This window comes from Kitasatospora sp. NPDC048545, from assembly GCF_040651155.1.
Taxonomy (GTDB): Bacteria; Actinomycetota; Actinomycetes; order Streptomycetales; family Streptomycetaceae; genus Kitasatospora.
The window spans coordinates 1-3,071 of sequence record NZ_JBEZIQ010000147.1 but is presented as its reverse complement, the minus strand read 5'-3'; the positions used below and the strand labels follow the sequence as shown (position 1 = coordinate 3,071).

At 75.3% G+C, this 3,071-nt stretch carries 1 protein-coding gene; it reads left to right on the top strand.

The features are described from left to right. On the top strand, positions 1–3,071 hold a 3,071-nt coding region (locus tag AB0D10_RS46045), incomplete at both ends, for an amino acid adenylation domain-containing protein (protein WP_360269015.1).

Here is a 3,071-nt window from a genome sequence, read left to right as displayed (position 1 = left end):
GAGGCGGTGTTGGGCCGGCACGAGGCGGTGGCGCAGTGCGCGGTCGTCGTGCGTGAGGACCGTCCGGGCGACCCCCGTCTGGTGGCCTATGTGGTGGCGCGGGCCGAGGTGCCGTCCGATGACGCCGTGCGCCGGCATCTGGCCGCGACGCTGCCGGAGTACATGGTCCCGTCCGCGTTCGTGGCCCTCGATGTGCTGCCGCTGAGTCCGAACGGCAAGCTGGACCGCAAGGCGCTGCCCGCCCCGGTCTACGAGGGTGACGGTGAGAGCCGGGCCCCGCGCACCCCGCGTGAGGAGATCCTCTGCGGCCTGTTCGCCGAGGTCCTGGGCATCGAGCGGGTCGGCATCGACGACGACTTCTTCGCCCTCGGCGGCCACTCCCTGCTCGCCACCCGCCTGGTGGCCCGGATCAGGACCGAGCTGGACATCGAGCTGCCCATCCGGGCGCTGTTCGAGAACCCGGCCATCGCCGGCCTCAGCGCGACACTGGAGCTCACCCACCCCGAGTCCGGGAGCGCGGCGGCTCGCCCCGCCGGTGCCGTGGAGCTCACGCCGGCCCGTCGGCGCCTCTGGTTCCTGCACCAGTTGCAGGGTGAGAGTGCGCTCTACAACGCGCCGACCGCCGTCCGGCTGACCGGTGCGGTGGATCAGGACGCGCTCGCCGCCGCGCTGGCCGATGTGGTGGGCCGGCACGAGGCGCTGCGGACCGTCTTCGCCGAGGACGAGCAGGGCCCGTACCAGGTGGTGCTGGACCCGGCGCAGGCCCGCCCGGTGCTGACGACCGTCGACACGGCCGAGGACCGGCTCGCCGCCCTCCTGGCCGAGGCCGCCCGGGAGCCGTTCGACCTGACCGGCGGCCCGGTGACCCGGGCGTGGCTGTTCCGGGCCTCGGTCGGGGAGAGCGTGCTGCTGCTGTCGACCCACCAGATCACCGGCGACGGCTGGACTGCGTCCGGCCTGGCCGAGGACCTCGGGGCGGCCTATGCGGCCCGTGTCGCGGGCGACGCGCCCGACTGGCCGGTCCTGCCCGCCGCCGACGCCGCCGGCCCCGACCGCGACGCCGAGGCCTCGGCGCACTGGGAACGGCGGCTGGGCGGTCTGCCCGAGGAACTGGAGCTGCCGTTCGACCGCCCGCGTCCCGCCGTCGCCTCGTACGCCGGCGCCCGGGTGGAGTTCGCGGCCGACGGCGCCCTGCACGCCCGGCTGGTCGCCCTGGCACGACGGAACGGATGCGCGCTTCCCGACGTCCTGCGGGCCGCGGTCGCCGCGCTGCTGACGCGGCTCGGCGCGGGCACCGACATCCCGCTCGGCGTGCCCGGCACCGATCTGCCGGGGGTCGGCGCGGGCGCGGACCCGCTGTTCACCGAGCCGCAGATCCTGCGGACCGACACGTCCGGCGACCCGACCTTCACCGAGCTGCTCGCCCGGGTTCACGAGGCCGCGCGCGAGGCCGCGGGCCACGCCCCGTTCTCCTTCGACCGGCTGGTGGAGTCGCTGGCGCCGGTCCGCTCGCTGGCCCGCCACCCGCTGTTCCAGGTGCACATCGCGCGGGCCCGGCAGCAGATCGCCGAGGCCCTGGACGGCCGGGGCGGACTGCGCGCCGCCGCGTACCCGGTCGAGACCGGCACCTGCCGCTACGACCTGCAGTTCTCGTTCGCCGAGGGGTTCGCCGACGGGCCCGCCGAGGAGTCCGGGACGGACGAGGCGCCGGCCGGCCTACGCGGCACGCTGGACTTCAGCACCGACCTGTTCGACCGCCGGACCGCCGAGGCCCTCGCCGAGCGCCTGCTGCACCTGCTGGAGTCGGTCGCCGCGCGGCCGGACACGCCGCTGTCCGGCCTGGAGGTGCTGGTCCCCGCCGAGCGGAGCCTGCTCCTGGACGAGGTGCTCCGCACCGGCCTGGAGCTGCCGTTCGGTTCCCTGGTCGAGCAGTTCGAGCACCAGGCGGCCGCCACCCCGGACGCCCCGGCGGTGCTCCAGGGCGACGGCACCGAGCTCTCCTACCGCCGGCTCAACGAGCGGGCGAACCGGATCGCCCACCACCTGATCGCCCGGGGCCTACGTCCCGAGCGCTTCGTGACCCTGGCCCTTCCGCGCTCGGCCGAGTTGTGGGCGGCCGTCCTGGGGGTGCTCAAGTCCGGCGCCGGCTACCTGCCGGTGGACCTCTCCTACCCGGCCGAGCGCATCGCGTACATCCTCGACGACGCCCAGCCGGAGCTGCTGCTCACCGACACCGCGTCGGCCGCCCAGCTGCCCGGGGACACCCCCCGGCTGCTGTTGGACGACCCGGCCGTACGGGCACTGCTGGAGGCGGAGCCCGGGCACGACCCGACGGACGCGGACCGGCACGGCCCCGTCTCCGAGGCCCACCCCGCATACCTGGTCTACACCTCCGGTTCGACCGGCCGTCCCAAGGGCGTGGTGGTGCCGCGCGGCGGCCTGCTGAACGTGATGACGGCACTGGCCGGGCACTTCCGGCTCGCCCCCGGGGACCGCCAACTCGCCGTCGCACCGGTCGGCTTCGACATGGCCGGGCCCGAGCTGTTCCTGCCCGTGCTGAACGGCGCCACCATCGTGCTGCCGGACCAGGACACCGTCCGCGACCCGGCCGCGCTGCTGCGGCTGATCGCCACGGCGCGCGTCACCGTGCTCCAGGCCACCCCGAGCCTGTGGCACGCGCTGCTCGCCGAGGACACCGACGGGATCGTCGACGGACTGCGCGCCTTCATCGGCGCCGAGGCGCTCCCCGCCGCCCTTGCCCACGAACTGCGCGGTCGTGTCGCCGAGTTGACCAACCTGTACGGGCCCACCGAGACCACCATCTGGTCCACCGCCTGGCCCGTCCCCGAGCGTCCCGGCACTCCGGCGATCGGCCGTCCGCTGGCCAACACCCGGGTCTACGTGCTGGACGAGTACCTCCACCCGGTGCCGCCGGGCGTCCCCGGTGAGCTCTGCATCGCCGGCGACGGCGTCGTGCGCGGCTACCTGGGGCGGCCGGGGTTGACGGCGGAGCGGTTCGTGGCGGATCCGTTCGGTCGGGCCGGTGCCCGGATGTACCGGACCGGTGATGT